This window comes from Burkholderia singularis, from assembly GCF_900176645.1.
Lineage (GTDB): Bacteria > Pseudomonadota > Gammaproteobacteria > Burkholderiales > Burkholderiaceae > Burkholderia > Burkholderia singularis.
Genome location: NZ_FXAN01000033.1, coordinates 82,008 through 98,747, shown reverse-complemented (window position 1 = coordinate 98,747; position 16,740 = coordinate 82,008). Strand labels below are relative to the sequence as shown.

General features: G+C 60.9%; 30 protein-coding genes. All 30 read left to right on the top strand.

The features are described from left to right. Positions 1-156: 156 nt before the first annotated feature. The 30 genes from rplC to dsbD all read left to right on the top strand — a co-directional run bounded on the left by rplC (position 157) and on the right by dsbD (position 16,668). Positions 157-807: a 50S ribosomal protein L3 gene (gene rplC / locus BSIN_RS03735; protein ID WP_059512460.1), complete on the top strand. Its 651-nt coding sequence runs from the start codon at positions 157-159 to the stop codon at positions 805-807. Then, entirely contained in the window at positions 807-1,427 is a 621-nt protein-coding gene (gene rplD / locus BSIN_RS03730; RefSeq protein WP_059512445.1) for a 50S ribosomal protein L4, read from the top strand. Before rplC ends, rplD begins: the two co-directional genes overlap by 1 nt. Beyond that, on the top strand, positions 1,424-1,738 hold the full coding sequence (gene rplW, locus BSIN_RS03725) for a 50S ribosomal protein L23 (RefSeq protein ID WP_004199275.1): 315 nt from the start codon (positions 1,424-1,426) through the stop codon (positions 1,736-1,738). The genes rplD and rplW overlap by 4 nt, the downstream gene beginning before the upstream one ends. A 2-nt stretch (positions 1,739-1,740) precedes the next feature. Then, positions 1,741-2,568 (top strand): 50S ribosomal protein L2, encoded by an 828-nt coding sequence (rplB, locus tag BSIN_RS03720; protein ID WP_059512444.1) that lies wholly within the window; start codon positions 1,741-1,743, stop codon positions 2,566-2,568. 10 nt (positions 2,569-2,578) lie between these two features. Beyond that, positions 2,579-2,854: a 30S ribosomal protein S19 gene (gene rpsS, locus BSIN_RS03715; RefSeq protein WP_004199273.1), complete on the top strand. Its 276-nt coding sequence runs from the start codon at positions 2,579-2,581 to the stop codon at positions 2,852-2,854. Between the two features lie 12 nt (positions 2,855-2,866). Next, the gene (gene rplV, locus BSIN_RS03710; RefSeq protein WP_004199272.1) at positions 2,867-3,196 is read left to right on the top strand and encodes a 50S ribosomal protein L22; all 330 of its coding nucleotides are present in this window, start codon (positions 2,867-2,869) and stop codon (positions 3,194-3,196) included. An 11-nt stretch (positions 3,197-3,207) separates the two neighbouring features. Continuing rightward, the gene (gene rpsC / locus BSIN_RS03705; RefSeq protein WP_004185240.1) at positions 3,208-4,008 is read left to right on the top strand and encodes a 30S ribosomal protein S3; all 801 of its coding nucleotides are present in this window, start codon (positions 3,208-3,210) and stop codon (positions 4,006-4,008) included. A gap of 2 nt (positions 4,009-4,010) precedes the next feature. Continuing rightward, on the top strand, positions 4,011-4,427 hold the full coding sequence (gene rplP, locus BSIN_RS03700; protein ID WP_040143049.1) for a 50S ribosomal protein L16: 417 nt from the start codon (positions 4,011-4,013) through the stop codon (positions 4,425-4,427). Positions 4,428-4,436: 9 nt separating this feature from the next. Continuing rightward, complete coding sequence (gene rpmC, locus BSIN_RS03695) at positions 4,437-4,631, top strand: 50S ribosomal protein L29 (RefSeq protein ID WP_059512443.1); 195 nt, start codon at positions 4,437-4,439, stop codon at positions 4,629-4,631. After that, positions 4,628-4,900 carry a 30S ribosomal protein S17 gene (gene rpsQ, locus BSIN_RS03690; protein ID WP_059512442.1) on the top strand — a complete coding sequence of 91 codons (273 nt, stop codon included), beginning with the start codon at positions 4,628-4,630 and terminating at the stop codon, positions 4,898-4,900. The genes rpmC and rpsQ overlap by 4 nt, the downstream gene beginning before the upstream one ends. A 305-nt stretch (positions 4,901-5,205) precedes the next feature. Then, entirely contained in the window at positions 5,206-5,574 is a 369-nt protein-coding gene (rplN, locus tag BSIN_RS03685; protein WP_038714987.1) for a 50S ribosomal protein L14, read from the top strand. A gap of 9 nt (positions 5,575-5,583) precedes the next feature. Further along, positions 5,584-5,892 carry a 50S ribosomal protein L24 gene (rplX, locus tag BSIN_RS03680; RefSeq protein WP_069233657.1) on the top strand — a complete coding sequence of 103 codons (309 nt, stop codon included), beginning with the start codon at positions 5,584-5,586 and terminating at the stop codon, positions 5,890-5,892. A 17-nt stretch (positions 5,893-5,909) separates the two neighbouring features. Beyond that, positions 5,910-6,449, top strand: coding sequence for a 50S ribosomal protein L5 (rplE, locus tag BSIN_RS03675; RefSeq protein ID WP_059512440.1), 540 nt, complete (start codon positions 5,910-5,912; stop codon positions 6,447-6,449). A gap of 7 nt (positions 6,450-6,456) precedes the next feature. After that, complete coding sequence (gene rpsN, locus BSIN_RS03670; protein WP_059512439.1) at positions 6,457-6,762, top strand: 30S ribosomal protein S14; 306 nt, start codon at positions 6,457-6,459, stop codon at positions 6,760-6,762. Between the two features lie 14 nt (positions 6,763-6,776). Then, the gene (rpsH, locus tag BSIN_RS03665; RefSeq protein ID WP_004185153.1) at positions 6,777-7,172 is read left to right on the top strand and encodes a 30S ribosomal protein S8; all 396 of its coding nucleotides are present in this window, start codon (positions 6,777-6,779) and stop codon (positions 7,170-7,172) included. Positions 7,173-7,190: 18 nt separating this feature from the next. Beyond that, complete coding sequence (gene rplF / locus BSIN_RS03660) at positions 7,191-7,721, top strand: 50S ribosomal protein L6 (protein WP_009974367.1); 531 nt, start codon at positions 7,191-7,193, stop codon at positions 7,719-7,721. 12 nt (positions 7,722-7,733) lie between these two features. Then, positions 7,734-8,099: a 50S ribosomal protein L18 gene (gene rplR, locus BSIN_RS03655; protein WP_006400645.1), complete on the top strand. Its 366-nt coding sequence runs from the start codon at positions 7,734-7,736 to the stop codon at positions 8,097-8,099. Between the two features lie 14 nt (positions 8,100-8,113). Further along, positions 8,114-8,632, top strand: a complete 519-nt coding sequence (gene rpsE / locus BSIN_RS03650) for a 30S ribosomal protein S5 (RefSeq protein ID WP_004197945.1) — start codon at positions 8,114-8,116, stop codon at positions 8,630-8,632. A 15-nt stretch (positions 8,633-8,647) separates the two neighbouring features. Beyond that, positions 8,648-8,830, top strand: coding sequence for a 50S ribosomal protein L30 (gene rpmD / locus BSIN_RS03645; protein ID WP_004202755.1), 183 nt, complete (start codon positions 8,648-8,650; stop codon positions 8,828-8,830). Between the two features lie 28 nt (positions 8,831-8,858). Continuing rightward, positions 8,859-9,293 (top strand): 50S ribosomal protein L15, encoded by a 435-nt coding sequence (gene rplO, locus BSIN_RS03640; protein ID WP_059512438.1) that lies wholly within the window; start codon positions 8,859-8,861, stop codon positions 9,291-9,293. 44 nt (positions 9,294-9,337) lie between these two features. Then, entirely contained in the window at positions 9,338-10,684 is a 1,347-nt protein-coding gene (gene secY, locus BSIN_RS03635) for a preprotein translocase subunit SecY (RefSeq protein ID WP_059570935.1), read from the top strand. 9 nt (positions 10,685-10,693) lie between these two features. Next, positions 10,694-10,912 carry a translation initiation factor IF-1 gene (gene infA, locus BSIN_RS03630; RefSeq protein ID WP_004521905.1) on the top strand — a complete coding sequence of 73 codons (219 nt, stop codon included), beginning with the start codon at positions 10,694-10,696 and terminating at the stop codon, positions 10,910-10,912. A 20-nt stretch (positions 10,913-10,932) separates the two neighbouring features. After that, positions 10,933-11,049 carry a 50S ribosomal protein L36 gene (gene rpmJ / locus BSIN_RS03625; RefSeq protein WP_004199844.1) on the top strand — a complete coding sequence of 39 codons (117 nt, stop codon included), beginning with the start codon at positions 10,933-10,935 and terminating at the stop codon, positions 11,047-11,049. A 38-nt stretch (positions 11,050-11,087) separates the two neighbouring features. Then, positions 11,088-11,453 carry a 30S ribosomal protein S13 gene (gene rpsM, locus BSIN_RS03620; protein ID WP_059512436.1) on the top strand — a complete coding sequence of 122 codons (366 nt, stop codon included), beginning with the start codon at positions 11,088-11,090 and terminating at the stop codon, positions 11,451-11,453. A 28-nt stretch (positions 11,454-11,481) separates the two neighbouring features. Next, entirely contained in the window at positions 11,482-11,883 is a 402-nt protein-coding gene (gene rpsK, locus BSIN_RS03615; protein WP_010106947.1) for a 30S ribosomal protein S11, read from the top strand. A gap of 161 nt (positions 11,884-12,044) precedes the next feature. Further along, positions 12,045-12,668 (top strand): 30S ribosomal protein S4, encoded by a 624-nt coding sequence (gene rpsD, locus BSIN_RS03610; RefSeq protein ID WP_059512435.1) that lies wholly within the window; start codon positions 12,045-12,047, stop codon positions 12,666-12,668. A 127-nt stretch (positions 12,669-12,795) separates the two neighbouring features. After that, a complete protein-coding gene (locus BSIN_RS03605) occupies positions 12,796-13,773 on the top strand; it encodes a DNA-directed RNA polymerase subunit alpha (RefSeq protein ID WP_059512434.1) in 978 nt (325 codons plus the stop codon). Positions 13,774-13,919: 146 nt separating this feature from the next. Continuing rightward, positions 13,920-14,315 (top strand): 50S ribosomal protein L17, encoded by a 396-nt coding sequence (gene rplQ / locus BSIN_RS03600; protein ID WP_059512433.1) that lies wholly within the window; start codon positions 13,920-13,922, stop codon positions 14,313-14,315. A 156-nt stretch (positions 14,316-14,471) separates the two neighbouring features. Next, positions 14,472-14,798 (top strand): divalent-cation tolerance protein CutA, encoded by a 327-nt coding sequence (gene cutA / locus BSIN_RS03595; protein WP_089339531.1) that lies wholly within the window; start codon positions 14,472-14,474, stop codon positions 14,796-14,798. Beyond that, entirely contained in the window at positions 14,791-16,668 is a 1,878-nt protein-coding gene (dsbD, locus tag BSIN_RS03590; RefSeq protein ID WP_089339530.1) for a protein-disulfide reductase DsbD, read from the top strand. Before cutA ends, dsbD begins: the two co-directional genes overlap by 8 nt. Positions 16,669-16,740: the final 72 nt, after the last annotated feature.

Below are 16,740 nucleotides of genomic sequence, written 5' to 3'. Positions count from 1 at the left end.
CGCTAAGTCTTTGATTGCTTGCGGAAAACGAAAGGCCTCGCTATAATGCAAGGCTTTTCGCGTATTTGCGTAAAAAGCCGGTGCGGGCGATTTCGTCGCAAGCCCGGCGTTTTGTAAATTAGCCCCGACCAATCGCAGTCGGGAATGGAGAAAACGATGAGCCTTGGACTCGTAGGTCGCAAGGTTGGCATGACCCGTATCTTCACGGCTGAAGGGGATTCGATTCCCGTCACCGTGCTCGACGTGTCGGACAACCGCGTGACGCAGATCAAGACTGTTGAAACCGACGGCTACACGGCCGTGCAGGTTGCATTCGGCACGCGCCGTGCGTCGCGTGTGACGAAGCCGTTGGCAGGTCATCTCGCCAAAGCCGGCGTTGAAGCCGGTGAAATCCTCAAGGAATTCCGCATCGAAGCCGACAAGGCTGCCGAGTTGTCGAACGGCGCCGTGATTGGTCCCGATCTCTTTGAAGTGGGCCAGAAGGTCGACGTGCAAGGCGTGTCGATCGGTAAGGGCTACGCGGGCACGATCAAGCGCTACAACTTCGGTTCCGGCCGTGCATCGCACGGTAACTCGCGTTCGCACAACGTTCCGGGCTCGATCGGTATGGCGCAGGATCCGGGTCGCGTGTTTCCGGGCAAGCGCATGACGGGTCACATGGGTGACGAGACGGTGACGGTGCAGAACCTCGAAATCGCCCGTATCGATGCAGAGCGCAAACTGCTGCTCGTCAAGGGTGCGGTGCCGGGCGCGAAGGGCGGCAAGGTGTTCGTGACGCCGGCCGTCAAGACGAAGGGGGCGAAATAATGGAACTCAAGCTCCTGAATGCGAATGGTCAGGAAGGTGCGGCAGTCAATGCGTCGGACGTCGTGTTTGGCCGCGACTACAACGAAGCGCTGATCCACCAGATCGTCGTCGCTTACCAGGCGAACGCTCGCCAGGGCAACCGCGCGCAGAAGGACCGCGAGCAGGTCAAGCACACGACCAAGAAGCCGTGGCGCCAGAAGGGTACGGGCCGCGCTCGTGCCGGTATGTCGTCGAGCCCGCTGTGGCGTGGCGGTGGCCGTATCTTCCCGAACTCGCCGGAAGAAAACTTCTCGCACAAGGTCAACAAGAAGATGCATCGCGCAGGCCTCTGCTCGATCTTCTCGCAGTTGGCCCGCGAAGGCCGTCTGTCGGTCGTCGAGGATATCGTCCTCGAGGCGCCGAAGACCAAGCTGCTGGCCGACAAATTCAAGGCCATGGGCCTCGATTCCGTGTTGATCATTACCGACACGGTCGACGAAAACCTGTACCTCGCGTCGCGCAACCTGCCGAACGTGGCGGTTGTCGAGCCGCGCTACGCTGACCCGCTGTCGCTGATCTACTTCAAGAAAGTGTTGGTCACGAAGGCTGCGGTCGCCCAGATCGAGGAGTTGCTGTCATGAGCGAGATTCGCAAGAACGATCATCGTTTGATGCAGGTCCTGCTCGCACCGGTGATTTCCGAAAAGGCGACGCTGGTTGCCGACAAGAACGAGCAAGTCGTGTTCGAAGTCGCGCCGGATGCCACGAAGCAGGAAGTGAAGGCGGCCGTCGAGCTGCTGTTCAAGGTTGAAGTTGATTCCGTCAACGTGCTGGTTCAGAAGGGCAAGCAAAAGCGCTTCGGCCGTTCGATGGGCCGCCGCAAGGACGTGAAGAAGGCATACGTGTGCCTGAAGCCCGGCCAGGAAATCAACTTTGAAGCGGAGGCCAAGTAATCATGGCAATCGTCAAAGTCAAGCCGACATCGCCGGGTCGCCGCGCGATGGTCAAGGTGGTCAACAAGGATCTGCACAAGGGCAAGCCGCACGCGGCGCTGCTCGATACGCAGAGTTCCAAGGCTGGCCGCAACAACAATGGCCGCATCACGACGCGTCATCAGGGTGGTGGCCATAAGCACCACTACCGGGTGATCGATTTCCGTCGCACGAAGGACGGCATTCCGGCGAAGGTCGAACGTCTCGAGTACGACCCGAACCGCAGCGCGAACATCGCGCTGGTGCTGTACGCAGACGGCGAGCGCCGCTACATCATCGCGCCGAAGGGCGTGACGGTAGGCCAGCAGCTGCTGTCGGGCTCGGAAGCGCCGATCCGTGTGGGTAACACGCTGCCGATCCGCAACATTCCGGTCGGTACGACGATCCATTGCATCGAAATGCTGCCGGGCAAGGGCGCGCAAATGGCGCGTTCGGCCGGTACGTCGGCGATGCTGCTGGCGCGCGAAGGCGTGTACGCGCAGGTTCGTCTGCGTTCGGGCGAAATCCGCCGCGTGCACATCGAGTGCCGTGCAACGATCGGTGAAGTCGGTAACGAAGAGCACAGCCTGCGCCAGATCGGCAAGGCCGGTGCGAACCGCTGGCGCGGTATCCGTCCGACGGTGCGTGGCGTGGCCATGAACCCGATCGACCACCCGCACGGTGGTGGTGAAGGCCGTACTGCTGCGGGCCGCGACCCGGTGAGCCCGTGGGGCACGCCGACGAAGGGCTTCCGTACGCGTCGCAACAAGCGCACGACGACGATGATCGTCCAGCGCCGTCACAAGCGTTAAGGAGTAGGCAATGGCACGTTCTGTTAAAAAAGGTCCGTTCTGCGACGCCCATTTGCTGAAGAAAGTTGAGGCGGCTGCAGCTTCGCGCGACAAGAAGCCGATCAAGACCTGGTCGCGTCGCTCGACGATCCTCCCGGATTTCATCGGCCTGACGATCGCCGTTCATAACGGCCGTCAACACGTTCCGGTGTACATCTCGGAAAACATGGTCGGCCACAAGCTTGGCGAGTTCGCACTGACCCGTACGTTCAAGGGTCACGCGGCCGACAAGAAGGCCAAGAAATAAGGGGCAATCAAGATGGAAGTGAAAGCAATTCATCGCGGTGCCCGCATCTCGGCGCAGAAAACGCGCCTTGTGGCTGACCAGATCCGCGGTTTGCCGGTCGACAAGGCGCTGAACGTTCTGACGTTCTCGCCGAAGAAGGCGGCAGGCATCGTGAAGAAGGTCGTGCTGTCGGCGATCGCGAATGCGGAGCACAACGAAGGCGCCGATATCGACGAGCTCAAGATCAAGAGCATCTACGTCGACAAGGCTGCGTCGCTCAAGCGATTCACCGCGCGCGCGAAAGGCCGCGGCAACCGCATTGAGAAGCAATCCTGTCACATCACTGTGACGGTCGGGAATTAAGGGGTCATACGATGGGACAGAAAATTCATCCGACTGGCTTCCGTTTGGCCGTCAGCCGCAATTGGGCGTCGCGTTGGTACGCGAACAACAACAATTTCGCGGCGATGTTGCAGGAAGACATCGGTGTTCGTGAATACCTGAAGAAGAAGCTGAAGAACGCTTCGGTCGGCCGCGTCGTCATCGAGCGTCCGGCGAAGAACGCGCGCATCACGATTTTCAGCTCGCGTCCGGGCGTCGTCATCGGTAAGAAGGGCGAGGATATCGAACTGTTGAAGACGGAACTGCAGCGCCGCATGGGCGTGCCGGTTCACGTCAACATCGAAGAGATCCGCAAGCCGGAAACCGATGCGCAGCTCATCGCCGATTCGATCACGCAGCAGCTCGAGCGCCGGATCATGTTCCGTCGCGCGATGAAGCGCGCGATGCAGAACGCGATGCGTCTGGGTGCGCAGGGCATCAAGATCATGAGCGCCGGCCGTCTGAACGGTATCGAAATCGCACGTACCGAGTGGTATCGCGAAGGCCGCGTGCCGCTGCATACGCTGCGCGCCGATATCGATTACGCGACATCGGAAGCGAAGACGACTTACGGGATCATCGGCGTCAAGGTGTGGGTGTACAAGGGTGACACGCTCGGCCGCAACGATGCACCGGTGGTCGAGGAAGTGACCGAAGACAAGCGTCCGCGTCGCAACGCGCGCCCGGGCGATCGTCGTCCGCGCCGTGACGGCGAAGGCGGCGCTCCGGGCGCCCGCCGTGGCGGCCCGCGCCGTGGCGCCGGCAAGCCGGAAGACGGCAAGACTGGAGAATAACGATGCTGCAACCGAAACGCAGGAAGTATCGCAAAGAGCAGAAGGGTCGTAACACCGGCAAGGCGACGCGCGGCAACGCGGTGTCGTTCGGTGAGTTCGGCCTGAAGGCGATCGGTCGCGGCCGTTTGACCGCGCGTCAAATTGAAGCGGCGCGTCGTGCCATGACGCGTCACATCAAGCGTGGCGGCCGCATCTGGATTCGCATTTTCCCGGACAAGCCGATTTCGCAGAAGCCGGCCGAAGTACGGATGGGTAACGGTAAGGGTAACCCGGAGTACTACGTCGCCGAGATTCAGCCGGGCAAGATGCTGTATGAAATGGACGGCGTATCCGAAGAACTGGCACGCGAAGCGTTCCGTCTGGCTGCAGCGAAGCTGCCGCTGAAGACGACGTTCATCGTGCGTCAGCTCGGCGCCTAAGGAGAAAACATGAAGGCTTCCGAACTTCTCCAGAAAGACCAGGCCGCGCTCAACAAGGAGCTGGCGGACCTGCTGAAGGCGCAATTCGGCCTGCGCATGCAACTCGCGACCCAGCAGCTCACGAACACGAGCCAACTGAAGAAGGTTCGTCGCGACATCGCACGTGTGCGGACCGTCCTGACTCAGAAGGCGAACCAGAAATGAACGATAGCGTGAAAACCTCGCTGAAGCGGACGCTCGTCGGTAAGGTCGTCAGCAACAAGATGGACAAGACCGTCACCGTGCTGGTCGAGCACCGCGTGAAGCACCCGATCTACGGCAAGTATGTCGTGCGCTCGAAGAAGTACCATGCGCATGACGAAGCGAACACCTACAACGAAGGCGATCTCGTCGAAATCCAGGAAACCCGTCCTGTTTCGAAGACGAAAGCTTGGACGGTGGCGCGCCTTGTCGAGGCAGCCCGCGTGATCTAAGCGGGCAGGCCGTAACAGGCACTTCGACGAGAAGTGCTTGAAATCGCAAAGTTTTTGCTTGCGTGGCCGGGATTATTTGTTATAATCCCGGTCTTCCCTCTTGTGGGAGCCCCGTCGCGGGCGAGGTACTGGTGGGGGAAGCGGACTGGCGTCCTGCCTGCTCCGAAAGAATCACCGAATTTGCGATGGCGGGTTTCGTTTGCCGTCGCTGCTGTTCCAACCCAAGCAGCCGATTGGCTGACGGGACCAAGACTGACCGTATGCGCCATGGTGGTGCATCCGGATTAAGTTGGGAAAGACAAACCATGATCCAGACCGAAACTCGGCTTGAAGTGGCCGACAACACGGGTGCGCGTGAAGTCATGTGCATCAAGGTGCTCGGCGGCTCGAAGCGTCGTTATGCCAGCATTGGCGACATCATCAAGGTGAGCGTCAAAGAGGCAACGCCGCGCGGGCGTGTGAAGAAAGGCGAAATCTACAACGCCGTGGTGGTCCGCACCGCCAAGGGCGTGCGTCGTCAAGACGGCTCGCTGATCAAGTTCGACGGCAACGCCGCTGTGCTTTTGAATAACAAGCTCGAGCCGATCGGCACCCGTATCTTCGGGCCCGTCACGCGTGAGCTGCGTAGCGAACGATTCATGAAGATCGTGTCGCTGGCGCCGGAAGTGCTGTAAGGAGTCGCGATGAACAAGATTCGCAAGGGTGACGAAGTTGTCGTCATCACCGGCAAGGATAAGGGCAAGCGCGGCGTCGTGCTGGCAGTCGGCGCCGAGCATGTGACGGTCGAGGGTGTCAACCTCGTCAAGAAGCATGTGAAGCCGAACCCGATGAAGGGTACGACGGGCGGCGTGGAAGCGAAGACGATGCCGCTGCATATCTCGAACGTCGCATTGGTCGACGCGAACGGCAAGGCTTCGCGTGTTGGCATCAAGGTCGAGGACGGCAAGAAGGTCCGTTTCCTGAAGACGACCGGTGCCGTGCTGAGCGCCTGACGCTGCGGAGTAGAAAAATGGCACGTTTTCAAGAGTTTTACAAAGAGAAGGTTGTTCCCGGCCTGATCGAGAAGTTCGGCTACAAGTCGGTCATGGAAGTGCCGCGCATCACCAAGATCACCCTGAACATGGGTCTTGGCGAAGCGGTTGCCGACAAGAAGGTCATCGAGAATGCCGTTGGCGATCTGACGAAGATCGCGGGCCAGAAGCCGGTCGTGACGAAGGCTCGTAAGGCAATCGCCGGCTTCAAGATTCGCCAGGGCTATCCGATCGGCGCAATGGTGACGCTGCGCGGCCGCGCGATGTACGAATTCCTGGACCGTTTCGTGACGGTCGCACTGCCCCGCGTGCGCGATTTCCGTGGCGTGTCGGGCCGTGCTTTCGATGGTCGCGGCAACTACAACATCGGTGTGAAAGAGCAGATCATTTTCCCCGAAATCGATTACGACAAGATCGACGCGCTGCGTGGGCTGAACATCAGCATCACGACGACCGCGAAGACCGACGAAGAAGCGAAGGCTCTGCTCGCCAGCTTCAAGTTCCCGTTCAGAAACTGAGGTTACCGTGGCTAAACTGGCACTGATCGAACGTGAAAAGAAGCGCGCTCGTCTGGCGCAAAAGTACGCGCCGAAGCGCGCGGCACTGAAAGCGATCATCGACGACGCGAGCAAGTCCGAGGAAGAGCGCTATGCCGCTCGTCTGGAACTGCAGCAACTGCCGCGCAATGCAAACCCGACCCGCAAGCGCAATCGCTGCGCGATTACGGGCCGTCCGCGTGGCACGTTCCGCAAATTCGGCCTCGCGCGCAACAAGATTCGTGAAATCGCGTTCCGTGGCGAGATTCCTGGCCTGACCAAGGCGAGCTGGTAATAGGAGAAACGTAAATGAGCATGAGTGATCCTATCGCCGATATGCTGACTCGCATCCGCAACGCGCAGATGGTCGAGAAGGTTTCGGTGTCGATGCCCTCGTCGAAGGTCAAGGTTGCGATCGCGCAGGTCCTGAAGGACGAAGGTTATATCGACGACTTCGCCGTGAAGGCGGATGGCGCGAAGGCAGAACTGAACATCGCGCTGAAGTATTACGCGGGCCGTCCGGTGATCGAGCGCCTCGAGCGCGTGTCGAAGCCGGGTCTGCGCGTGTACCGCGGCCGCAACGAGATTCCGCAGGTCATGAACGGCCTCGGCGTGGCTATCGTGTCGACGCCGAAGGGCGTGATGACCGACCGCAAGGCACGTGCTACGGGCGTCGGCGGCGAAGTCATCTGCTACGTCGCTTAACCGAAAGGAGAGAGGAATATGTCTCGAGTAGGTAAAAGCCCGATCGCGCTCAACGGCGCGGAAGTGAAAATTAGCGACGACCTCATCACCGTGAAGGGCGCGCTCGGCACGATTTCGCAGCGCCTGAGCAAGCTGGTTAAGGTCGTCGTCGACGGCGGTTTTCTGAAGATCGAACCGGTCGACGAAAGCCGTGAGGCGAATGCAATGTCGGGCACGATGCGCGCGATCATCGCGAACATGGTGCACGGCGTAACGAAGGGTTTCGAGCGCAAGCTGGCGCTCGTCGGCGTCGGTTATCGTGCGCAAGCGCAGGGCGACAAGCTGAATCTGTCGCTGGGTTTCTCGCATCCGGTGGTGCACCAGATGCCGGAAGGCGTGAAGGCTGAAACTCCGACGCAAACCGAAATCGTGATCAAGGGGATCGACAAGCAGAAAGTCGGCCAAGTGGCTGCGGAAGTTCGCGGCTACCGTCCGCCCGAGCCGTACAAGGGCAAGGGCGTGCGCTATGCCGACGAGGTTGTGATCCTCAAAGAAACGAAGAAGAAGTAAGGGTGCGCAATCATGGATAAGACTCAATCTCGCCTGCGCCGCGCTCGCCAGACGCGTATCAAGATCGCCGAGTTGCAGGTCGCGCGTCTCGCCGTGCATCGCACGAATACGCACATCTACGCTCAAGTGTTCTCGCCGTGCGGCACCAAGGTGCTCGCAAGCGCGTCGACGCTGGAAGCTGAAGTGCGCGCAGAGCTTGCGGACAAGTCGGGCAAGGGTGGCAACGTCGCCGCCGCGACGCTCATCGGCAAGCGTATCGCCGAAAAGGCCAAGGCCGCCGGCATCGAATCCGTCGCCTTCGACCGCTCGGGCTTCCGCTACCACGGCCGCGTGAAGGCGCTGGCTGAGGCAGCTCGCGAAGCCGGGCTCAAGTTCTAAGGAAGGAATTCGTCATGGCAAAGATGCAAGCGAAAGTTCAGGCTGACGAGCGCGACGACGGCCTTCGCGAAAAAATGATTTCGGTCAATCGCGTGACCAAGGTCGTGAAGGGTGGCCGGATTCTCGGCTTCGCTGCGCTGACCGTGGTTGGCGATGGTGACGGCCGCGTCGGCATGGGCAAGGGCAAGGCGAAGGAAGTGCCGGTCGCTGTCCAGAAGGCGATGGAGCAGGCTCGCCGCAACATGTTCAAGGTGCCGTTGAAGAACGGCACGCTGCAACATGAAGTGCACGGCAAGCATGGCGCATCGACGGTCCTCCTCGCTCCGGCGAAGGACGGTACCGGCGTGATCGCCGGCGGTCCGATGCGCGCGGTATTTGACGTGATGGGCGTGCAAAACGTCGTCGCGAAGAGCCACGGCTCGACGAATCCGTACAACCTCGTCCGTGCGACGCTGGACGGCCTGCGCAAGCAGTCGACCCCGGCCGACATCGCGGCGAAGCGCGGCAAGTCCGTCGAAGAAATTTTGGGCTAAGCCCAGGTGGTCACCATGTCTGAAAAAACTGTCAAGGTTCAGCTCGTCAAGAGCCTGATCGGGACTCGCGAATCGCACCGTGCGACTGTGCGCGGTCTCGGTCTGCGCCGTCTCAACTCGGTCAGCGAGCTGCAGGATACGCCGGCGGTGCGCGGGATGATCAACAAGGTCTCGTACCTCGTGAAGGTCATCGGTTAAGCGGCCGACTACGGATCAAGGAGTTGATATGGAATTGAATAACCTGAAGCCGGCAGAAGGCGCGAAGCACGCTAAGCGTCGCGTTGGCCGCGGCATCGGTTCGGGCCTCGGTAAGACGGCCGGCCGTGGTCATAAGGGTCAGAAATCGCGTTCGGGCGGCTTCCACAAGGTTGGCTTCGAAGGCGGTCAGATGCCGCTGCAGCGTCGTCTGCCCAAGCGCGGCTTCACGTCGCTGACGAAGGAATTCGTTGGTGAAGTACGCCTCGTGGACCTGGAAAAGCTGCCGGTCGACGAAGTCGATCTGCTGGCGCTGAAGCAAGCTGGCCTGGTCGGCGAACTGACGAAGAGCGCGAAGATCATTGCGACGGGCGAAATCAAGCGCAAGATCGTCGTCAAGGGTCTCGGTGCGACGAAGGGTGCGCGCGCTGCGATCGAAGCAGCTGGCGGTTCGTTTGCCGAGTGACGCGCAACGCGTGCCGTCACTAGCATTTGCATCGGAGAAGATACTTGGCTAACAGCCCGAGTCTCGCAAAACCCGGTCGAAGCACGGCGAAGTTCGGCGATCTGCGCCGGCGAGCAATGTTTTTGCTGCTGGCGCTGATCGTCTATCGCATCGGCGCGCATATTCCGGTGCCGGGCATCGATCCGGATCAACTGGCCAAGCTGTTCCAGAGCCAGGCGGGCGGCATCCTGGGCATGTTCAACATGTTCTCGGGTGGCGCGCTGTCGCGTTTCACGATCTTCGCACTGGGGATCATGCCGTATATCTCGGCGTCGATCATCATGCAGCTGATGGCGATCGTATCGCCGCAGCTCGAAGCGTTGAAGAAGGAAGGGCAGGCCGGGCAGCGGAAAATCACGCAGTACACACGGTATTTCACCGTGGTGCTCGCGACGTTCCAGGCATTCGGCATCGCCGCCGCGCTGGAGAACCAGCCGGGGCTCGTGACCGAGCCGGGCATGGTGTTCCGACTGACGACGGTCGTTACGTTGGTGACGGGCACGATGTTCCTGATGTGGCTCGGCGAGCAGATCACTGAGCGCGGCCTGGGCAACGGCATTTCGATCATCATCTTCGGCGGGATCGCAGCAGGGTTCCCGAATGCCGTCGGTGGGTTGTTCGAACTGGTGCGCACGGGTTCGATGAGCATCATTTCGGCGATCATCATCGTCGTTCTGATTGCCGCGGTGACTTACCTGGTCGTGTTCATCGAACGCGGTCAGCGCAAGATTCTCGTGAACTACGCGAAACGCCAGGTCGGCAACAAGATCTACGGTGGACAGTCGTCGCATCTGCCGTTGAAGTTGAACATGTCGGGTGTGATTCCGCCGATCTTCGCGTCGTCGATCATCCTGTTCCCGGCGACGATCCTGAGCTGGTTCAGCTCGGGCGAGCGCAAGAGCTGGCTGTCGGATACGCTGCACAACGTGGCAGAGGCGCTGAAGCCCGGGCAACCGGTGTATGTGCTGTTGTACACGCTGGCAATCGTGTTTTTCTGCTTCTTCTACACCGCGCTGGTGTTCAACAGCAGGGAAACCGCGGACAACCTGAAGAAGAGCGGGGCGTTCGTGCCGGGCATCCGTCCGGGCGATCAGACCGCGCGGTACATCGATCGGATTCTCACGCGTCTGACGCTGGCCGGTGCGATCTACATCGTCTTCGTGTGCCTGCTGCCGGAATTTCTGGTGCTGCGCTGGAACGTGCCGTTTTATTTTGGTGGAACGTCGCTGCTGATCATTGTCGTCGTCACGATGGACTTCATGGCGCAGGTGCAGTCGTACGTTATGTCGCAACAGTATGAATCGCTGCTCAAGAAAGCCAATTTCAAGGGCGGCAATATCCCAATGCGTTAAAAAGGACTTATGGCCAAAGACGATGTAATCCAGATGCAGGGTGAGGTGATCGAAAACCTTCCGAATGCGACCTTCCGGGTGAAGCTGGAAAACGGCCATGTCGTATTGGGGCATATCTCCGGAAAGATGCGGATGCACTACATCCGCATCCTTCCTGGCGACAAGGTGACGGTTGAATTGACGCCTTACGATCTGTCGCGTGCGCGGATCGTGTTCCGGGCGAAGTGATTTGTAAAAAGGGTAATATCATGAAAGTGATGGCATCGGTTAAGCGCATTTGCCGCAATTGCAAGATCATCAAGCGCAAAGGCGTGGTTCGCGTGATCTGCAGCTCGGATCCGCGTCACAAGCAGCGCCAAGGCTGACTGCGCGTTTGTTTGCGCTTTTTGTTTGAGGAAAAACAATGGCTCGTATCGCAGGGGTTAACATCCCGAATCACCAGCATACCGAGATCGGCTTGACGGCGATCTTTGGTATCGGCCGCACGCGCTCGCGCAGCATCTGCGTGGCAGCTGGCGTCGAATTCTCGAAGAAGGTCAAGGACCTGACCGACGCAGATCTCGAAAAGCTGCGTGAAGAAGTGGGCAAGTTTGTCGTCGAAGGCGATCTGCGCCGTGAAGTGACGATGAACATCAAGCGCCTGATGGATCTTGGCTGCTACCGCGGCGTTCGTCACCGCAAGGGCCTGCCGATGCGCGGCCAGCGCACGCGCACGAACGCTCGTACTCGCAAGGGTCCGCGTCGCGCAGCGCAAGCGCTGAAGAAGTAAGCGGCACTGATAGAGACAGGAAAACGTAATGGCTAAGGCTTCCAACTCCGCGGCGCAACGCGTTCGCAAGAAGGTCAAGAAGAACGTTGCTGAAGGCGTGGTGCACGTTCACGCGTCGTTCAACAACACGATCATCACGATCACCGATCGCCAGGGCAACGCGCTGGCATGGGCGACGTCGGGCGGCCAGGGCTTCAAGGGCTCGCGCAAGTCGACGCCTTTCGCAGCACAGGTTGCAGCCGAATCGGCTGGCCGTGTCGCGATGGAATACGGCGTGAAGAATCTCGAAGTCCGGATCAAGGGCCCCGGCCCGGGCCGTGAGTCGGCAGTGCGTGCGCTGCATGGCCTCGGCATCAAGATCACCGCGATTTCGGATGTCACCCCGATTCCGCACAACGGCTGCCGTCCGCCGAAGCGTCGTCGCATCTAACCGATGCGTCCGCGCATTGCCTGTCGCCGCATTGCGCCGACGGGCGGTGCTGTTTTAATGCGCAGTTTGCGCATTTGATTGACTAAGCCCACCGTTCGCCCCAAAGGGAGCGAACTAGCGCGGATGGAAATCCGCGTGACTGATAGATAGAGGAATGCAAAGTGGCACGTTATATCGGCCCCAAAGCCAAGCTGTCTCGCCGTGAAGGCACCGACCTGTTCCTGAAGAGCGCTCGCCGCTCGCTCGCCGACAAGTGCAAGCTCGACAGCAAGCCGGGCCAGCATGGCCGCACGTCCGGCGCGCGCACGTCGGACTATGGCACGCAGCTGCGTGAAAAGCAGAAGGTCAAGCGTATCTATGGCGTGCTGGAGCGCCAGTTCCGCCGTTACTTCGCTGAAGCCGACCGCCGCAAGGGCAACACGGGTGAAACCCTGCTGCAATTGCTCGAATCGCGTCTCGACAACGTCGTGTACCGGATGGGCTTCGGCTCGACCCGCGCTGAAGCGCGTCAGCTCGTGAGCCACAAGGCGATCACGGTCAACGGCATCGTCGCGAATGTTCCGTCGCAGCAAGTGAAGGTCGGCGACGTGATCGCGATCCGTGAAAAAGCGAAGAAGCAGGCGCGTATCGTCGAAGCGCTGTCGCTCGCCGAGCAAGGCGGTCTGCCGAGCTGGGTCGCAGTCGATGCGAAGAAATTTGAAGGCACGTTCAAGCAAGTGCCGGAGCGCGCCGATATCGCCGGCGACATCAACGAAAGCCTGATCGTCGAATTGTATTCGCGTTAATCCGTTTGAGAGCCGAGGCTTCCTGCCGATTGCGTTTAGCAAGGCAGGGCCTCGGCTGTTCATTTTCAGGTTGTTACCGGTCAGCCTTATCGGTGTAACGAGCCGAGGGTATTGAAAAGGAAAACCTATGCAAACCAGTTTGTTGAAACCCAAGATCATCGCCGTGGAATCGCTGGGCGAGAACCATGCGAAAGTGGTCATGGAGCCGTTCGAGCGCGGTTACGGCCATACCTTGGGCAATGCGCTCCGCCGTGTGCTGCTGTCGTCGATGATCGGCTATGCGCCGACCGAAGTGACGATCGCTGGTGTCGTGCACGAGTACTCGACGCTCGATGGTGTGCAAGAGGACGTCGTCAACCTGCTGCTGAACCTGAAGGGCGTGGTGTTCAAGCTGCACAACCGCGACGAAGTCACGGTGACGCTGCGCAAGGAAGGCGAAGGCGTCGTGACGGCCGGCGACATCGAGTTGGCGCACGATTGCGAAGTGATCAACCCGAATCATGTGATCGCGCATCTGTCGAAGGGCGGCAAGCTCGACGTGCAGATCAAGGTCGAGAAGGGCCGCGGTTATGTGCCGGGCAACGTGCGCCGCTATGGCGACGAAACCGCGAAGATCATCGGCCGTATCGTGCTTGATGCGTCGTTCTCCCCGGTTCGTCGCGTGAGCTACGCCGTCGAAAGCGCGCGGGTCGAGCAGCGTACCGATCTCGACAAGCTCGTGATGAACATCGAGACGTCCGGCGTGATCACGCCGGAAGAGGCGATCCGTCAATCGGCGCGCATTCTCGTCGATCAGTTGTCGGTGTTCGCTGCGCTGGAAGGCACGGAAACGGCTGCCGAGGCGCCGTCGCGCGCGCCGCAGATCGATCCGATCCTGCTGCGTCCGGTCGACGATCTCGAGCTGACCGTGCGTTCGGCGAACTGCCTGAAGGCCGAGAATATTTATTACATCGGCGATCTGATCCAGCGCACCGAAAACGAGTTGCTGAAGACGCCGAATCTCGGCCGCAAGTCGCTCAACGAGATCAAGGAAGTGCTGGCTTCGCGCGGTCTCACGCTGGGCATGAAGCTTGAGAACTGGCCGCCGGCCGGTCTCGACAAGTAAGTAGGCGCGGCGCTTGCCGCAACTGGCAAAGATGCGGATTTTCCTTTAAAATCCGCATCTTGCTTTTTTCATACCGGCCCGTGCAGCGCGCAATGCCGCCAAGCGATAGAAGAGCTGGATCAAAACTTTGAATCAAGGAAACTGAAATGCGTCACCGTCATGGTTTGCGGAAACTGAACCGCACGAGCAGCCATCGCCTGGCTATGCTCCGTAACATGTCCAACTCGCTGATCGAGCACGAAGTCATCAAGACCACGTTGCCGAAGGCAAAGGAACTTCGTAAGGTCGTCGAGCCGCTGATCACGCTCGGCAAGAAGCCGTCGCTCGCGAACCGCCGCCTCGCGTTCAATCGCCTGCGCGACCGCGATTCCGTCACGAAGCTGTTCGACGTGCTGGGCCCGCGCTACGCGAACCGTCCGGGCGGCTATCTGCGCATCCTGAAGTTCGGTTTCCGCGTCGGCGACAATGCACCGATGGCGCTCGTCGAACTGCTCGATCGTCCGGAAGTCGAGGAAACGGAAAACGTTCAGGAAGCTGAATAAGCCGTTTCGGCAACATCGCATCAAGGGTCAAGCGAAGGCTTGGCCCTTTTTGTTTGGGCCGCCGGTTTTGCGCACCGATTCACGCGAGACGGCATTCACGCGCTTTCGCTGCGTGCGATACGATATGAGGTTTTCAACACAGTCACGGAGGCGCCAATGGTGATCGTCCTGATGTTGACGACGGTGCCCGATGCGCAAGTCGCCCGCGCGCTTGCGGACGGCGCGCTGGCGGCGCGGCTTGCCGCGTGCGTGTCCGAACTGGGCGCGATTCGATCGCGCTACCATTGGCAAGGCAAGGTTGAGACGGCCGACGAAATCCAGTTGCTGTTCAAGACGAGCGCCGTGCGCGCGCTGGAACTCGAGCGCTTCATTCAGTCCCGTCATCCTTACGATGTTCCCGAGATCGTATCTTGGCAGGCAACGGCGTCCGCGTCTTATGGCGAGTGGGTTGCCAACGAAACTCAGCGGCTATTTCATGTTTAATCGTTCTTCGCTTAACACCCTGCGCTCCCGTATTCATGGATGGCTTGCCGTCGTGGCGTGGTTCGGCATGCTGTTCGGCGCGCCGCTTGCGACGCGCGCCGCCGATGATTTTCTCGATCCCGCGGTCGCCTTCAAATTCAGCACGAGCGAGGCGCCGGGGCAAGTGGACGTGCATTTCAAGATCGCCGACGGCTATTACCTGTATCGCGAGCGTTTCGGGTTCGAGGTAAAAGGCGGCACGGCTACGCTCGGCGAAGCGCAGATGCCGGCTGGTCACGTGAAGTTCGACCAGACGTTCCAGAAGGAGGTCGAAACCTATCGCGGCGATCTGACGATTCACGTGCCGGTCAAGCAGGCGTCGGGGCCGTTCGAGCTTGCGGTGACGTCGCAAGGATGCGCGGACGAAGGCATCTGCTATCCGCCCGCCGTGCATGTCGCGCGGATCGAAGGCGCGGCGCTTGGGGGCGCGGCTGCCGGCCCGACTGCGGCCGCATCGCTTGCTGCCGGCGCAAGCGCGGATGGCGGGAGTTGGTATGAGCGCGTGACGAGCGCCGACTATACGCGCTCGCTGCTCGAGGGGCATGGATTCCTGACGATCGTCGCGCTTTATTTCGTTGCCGGGATGGTGTTGAGTCTGCTGCCGTGCTCGTACCCGATGATTCCGATCCTGTCGGCGATCATCGTCGGCGAAGGCGTGCGGGTGACGCGCGCGCGCGCGTTTTCGCTGTCGCTGACTTATGTGATCGGCATGGCGCTAGTCTATACCGCGCTCGGTGTCGCGGCGGCGCTCGTCGGGCAAAGTCTCGGCGCGTGGCTGCAGAATCCGTGGGTGCTCGGCGCATTCGCGCTGCTGCTGAGCGTTTTCGCGCTGTTGCTGATCGGCGGTATCGATATCGCGTTGCCTCAGCGTTGGCAGGACGGCGCCGCACAAGCGTCCGGCCGCCGCTCGGGCGGGCGCTTCATGGCGGTCGCGACGATGGGCGCGCTGTCGGCGCTCGTCGTCGGCGCATGCATGACCGCGCCGCTGTTCGCGGTGCTCGCGTTCATCGCGCATACCGGCAACGCGTTTCTTGGCGGCGCGGCACTCTTCTCGATGGGGCTTGGCCTCGGCGTGCCGTTGCTCGTGATCGGCGTCGGCGCCGGTACGCTGCTGCCCCGCGCGGGTGCGTGGATGGACGGTGTCAAAGTGTTCTTCGGCGTCGTGCTGCTTGCCGCGGCGTTGTGGATCGTCTGGCCGGTGCTCAATGGCGCGGCGCGTCTCGGTCTTGCCGCGTTGTGGCTGCTGATTGCCGCGGCCGCGCTGGGCCTGTTTACGCCGCATGCGGGCGGATCTTCGGTGTGGCGGCGTTTGGGGCGCGGACTGGGGGCCGCGCTCGCGATTTGGGCCGCGACGCTCATCGTCGGCCTCGCGGCCGGTTCGACCGACCCGCTGCGCCCGCTCGCGGTGCTCGCGTCGCGCGGTGCGCCGATCGGCTCGGCGGCTGCCGCGACCGGGCATGAAGGGCCGGCGTTCGCGCCGGTACGTTCGGTCGCCGAACTCGACGAGGTTCTGAAAACATCGGCGCAGCCCGTGATGCTCGATTTTTACGCGGACTGGTGCGTGAGCTGCAAGGAGATGGAGCATCTGACGTTCACCGATCCGCGCGTTCAGGCGCGGCTCGCGCAAATGCGCCTCGTGCGCGCGGACGTCACGGCGAACAGCGCGGATGACCAGGCGTTACTCAAGCGCTTCGAGCTGTTCGGGCCGCCGGGCATCATCGTATTCGATGGCGGGCAGGAGCGCGGGCGGGTGGTCGGCTATCAGTCTGCCGAGCGATTTTTGCGCAGTCTGGAGCGCATGTCGTTGCCGCCGACGTCGCCGGCTGCTTGATGTGCGAGCGCGGCGCGCGCCGGGCGTTGCGATTGCCGCCATGAGCTGTCGCGCGGCGCAAGCATGGCTGAT